The organism is Novosphingobium sp. 11B, assembly GCF_054589055.1.
In genome coordinates this window covers 71544-74597 of sequence record NZ_BAAILP010000191.1, presented here as the reverse complement: position 1 = coordinate 74597, position 3054 = coordinate 71544, and the positions used below count along the sequence as shown (strand labels likewise).

3 protein-coding genes are annotated in these 3054 nt (G+C 65.3%); all 3 read right to left on the bottom strand.

The genetic code is table 11. The annotated features are described in order from the left end of the window. Nucleotides 1–459: 459 nt before the first annotated feature. Nucleotides 460–1668: an NAD(P)/FAD-dependent oxidoreductase gene (locus tag ACYPYD_RS17325; protein ID WP_459664444.1), complete on the bottom strand. Its 1209-nt coding sequence runs from the start codon at nucleotides 1666–1668 to the stop codon at nucleotides 460–462. A gap of 147 nt (nucleotides 1669–1815) precedes the next feature. Continuing rightward, nucleotides 1816–2355, bottom strand: coding sequence for an RrF2 family transcriptional regulator (locus ACYPYD_RS17320; protein WP_008829861.1), 540 nt, complete (start codon nucleotides 2353–2355; stop codon nucleotides 1816–1818). A 144-nt stretch (nucleotides 2356–2499) separates the two neighbouring features. After that, nucleotides 2500–2916, bottom strand: coding sequence for a DoxX family protein (locus ACYPYD_RS17315; protein WP_008829862.1), 417 nt, complete (start codon nucleotides 2914–2916; stop codon nucleotides 2500–2502). Nucleotides 2917–3054 lie beyond the last annotated feature (138 nt).

Here is a 3054-nt window from a genome sequence, read left to right as displayed (position 1 = left end):
GCGAATACGGCACGACCCAAAGGCCGCCAACCGCAAACACCGAACTCCGGGAGCCGATACCTGCACTATGTAAAACGTATGGTTACGTTAGGACATATGCAGCATCGGCTTGCTTTAAACTGATACCCGTGGCCCAAAGACCCACGAGACCAGGCGCCGTCGCCCACATGTCCCTTCATCTAAACCTACAATGTCAAAGAACCACCAGACAACAAACCCGGACAACCCGTCGTCCCCGGCTTTAACCTCGGAGAGCTTGGTGCCCGTCAGTGCTTGGCGACCGATGCAAAACCGTGTGGTCCGCTGCGGTGAACGGGCCTCTAAGGCCACCAAGTGAGTCGGTCAAACACTAATTTCAAAAAAAGTTCATTTTCAACGCAAAGGCCGGATTTGCGCGGGTTTGGCACGATCATGCCCGGAAACGCATGGCCCGACCGTCTCCGGCCGAGCCTTTTCGCGTCAGGGCACGATCACGAAGTCCGGGTTGGAGACCGCAAAGACCGCCTCCCGCTCCGGCGCAGGCGGATAGATCCACACGCCGTTGATTTCCTGCTTCAGCTTCTTGCCTTCCGCCCGGGTCAGGTGGACCTGCCGGTCCCAGCCCTCCGTATAAAGGGCACCCCATGCGCCGAGGTCGAGACAGGTCACGTACTTGGGCTGGCTGTAGGGGGGGAGGCCCAGCCCCACCAGTTCCGCAGCGGCATTGTGGCCTGCCACCCGGCCGAGGCTCAGCGCGTGCTGGCACGACAGGACGGTGAAGTTGCCGATATCGTCGGTCGCCGCTTTCACGGTGTCTCCGGTGACGAAGATGCCCGGCGCCTCGGGCGCGCGGAGATAGGCGTCGCCGAGCACCCGGCCAGTGGCATCATGCTCTCCGGGCACCTGCCCTGCCAGCGGATGAGCACGCATCCCGGCCGACCACACGACGGTCGCCGCATCGATCCGCGATCCATCCGAAAGCGTGACCCCGCCTGCGTCCACCGCCGTCACCCGCACGCCAGGGCGCTGCTCGACACCCAGTTCGTCAAGGGCGCCGCGCACGACCACGGCCGCATCGGCGCCCATCTCGGCGGCGATCTGTTCGGCCGGGTCGACGATGACGACGCGGATCGGCGCATCCTTGCCCAGAATGGCGCGCAACCGTTCGGGCATCTCCGCCGCGCCTTCGAGGCCGGTGAAGCCGCCGCCCACCACGACCGCCGTACCGCGTGCCTCGTCGGTGCGGGCAGCCAGCAGCCCGAGGTGCGCGTCCAGCCGCTGCGCCGAGTCCAACTGGTCGACATCGAAGGCGTGATCCGCAATGCCCGGGATCGGCGGAGTGGAGAGGCGGCTGCCGGTGGCCAGTACGAAGCGGTCCCAGGCAATCGTCTCGCGCCCGCCGTCGTTACGCAGGATCGTGGCCTGCTGCGTATTCGCGCCGATCGCCTCGACCAGACCGGCCACGTACCGCACGCCGACCGCCGCGAGCAGGGCAGAAACGTCGGGGTTCATGTTCTCCAGCACGGCTTCATAAAGGCGCGGACGGATCACCATGGTCGGGCTCGGCGAGACGACGACGACTTCCACGTCGTCCTCCCGCCCTGCAAGCGCAATGGCGCGGGTTGCCGACAGGGCGGCCCAGACTCCGGCGAAACCGGTGCCGGCGATCAGGATGGTCTGCTTGCTCATCGATCTTCTCCTCTTGTGCGCCGGACGCGGCTCATCGTCCCGACAAGCGCGAGGCCCGCGAAGGCAGCGCGCAAGCCGGCGCTTTCCCGGTGCGTCCGGCAGGACGCCGAGAAAGGTGTTCAGGAATGCGGGTGAGAAAGGCTCAGGTCATGAAGGACCGTCCCGCCGGGGACGGCCGATGCGTGCGGTGCGGGTGGTCTGGCGATCGCCCGCCCAGTCGCGGAAATCGTTGAAGAATGTCTCGGGCGCCTTGCGGCCGAAGCGGCTCGCCACGTCGCCCAGGGTCTGCGCGGCAAGAGCATCGCGCATCGCCTTCTCGGCCTGGAGCATGACAGCGTGGACGGCGCAAGTTCCGGCGGTTGCCCAGCCGGGCGCATCGCCGCCGAACAGGGCGCAGCGGCCGCGCACTTCCTGACAATCGAACAGCGGCTTGTCGCCTTCGATCGCGTCGATGATCTGGAGGAAGGTGATCTCGCCCGCCGGCCGCGCGAGGCGGTAGCCCCCGCGCACGCCTTCGCTGGCGGCGACGATGCCGGCTTTCTCCAGCTTGGGGAAGATCTTCGCCACGAAGCTGGGCGAGATGCCCTGGATCTCGGCGATCTCCCGGCTGCTGAGGGCGCGGCCGTCTTCCACCAGCCAGAGCAGGCCGTGGATTCCATATTCGACGCTGGTGGTGATATGGGCCATGAACGCGGAGTTACTCTGTCTGCGTTAAAGCGTCAAGCATATAACGACGACAAATCTGGTCTGCGTTTATCGTGCAATCATGCGAAAAGGGGCGAGCCTTTCGGCCCGCCCCTTCCGGCAGCGTTTGCGGCAGGGCTTTCGCGTTCAGGCGCGAGCCTTGCCGAAAGCGACGATCTGCAGCAGGCCGCCAGCGATCGCGATGTTCTTGAAGAAGTGGATGAATTGGTTCTGGTCGGCCAGGTTGTTGTGGAAGAACGCGGCGGTGGCGAGGCTGAACAGCGCGATGACGGTGGCGACCGCACGGACCTTGTAGCCCGAGATCAGCAGCGCGCCGCCGACCACTTCGACGAGGATGGCGCCAGCCAGCGCCACGGCGGGGAGCGGGAGGCCGACCGAGGCGATGTAGGCCATCGAACCGGCGGGGTCGGCGATCTTGGACAAGCCGCTGATGATGAAGATCGCGGCGATGAGAACGCGGCCGACGAGCGGCAGCCAGGCTTCGAGGGTGCTGGCGGTGTTGGCGGGAGCGACGGGGGCCGTGTCGATGGTGGTGATGGTCATGGCGGGAACTCCTGGGTGATCGGGGGCAATAAGGTGACGACGGGCGTGTCGTCCTGACGCCCTCCAGATGCGCCCGATCAGGGTTCCGAAATAGTGGGATTAAACGCGATCATATGTTCGAATTATGCGAACATATGG

Coding starts and splice junctions, on each gene's coding strand:
- ACYPYD_RS17325 (WP_459664444.1), bottom strand. CDS start 1,668: ATGAGCAAGCAGACCATCCTGATCGCCGGCACCGGTTTCGCCGGAGTC.
- ACYPYD_RS17315 (WP_008829862.1), bottom strand. CDS start 2,916: ATGACCATCACCACCATCGACACGGCCCCCGTCGCTCCCGCCAACACC.
- ACYPYD_RS17320 (WP_008829861.1), bottom strand. CDS start 2,355: ATGGCCCATATCACCACCAGCGTCGAATATGGAATCCACGGCCTGCTC.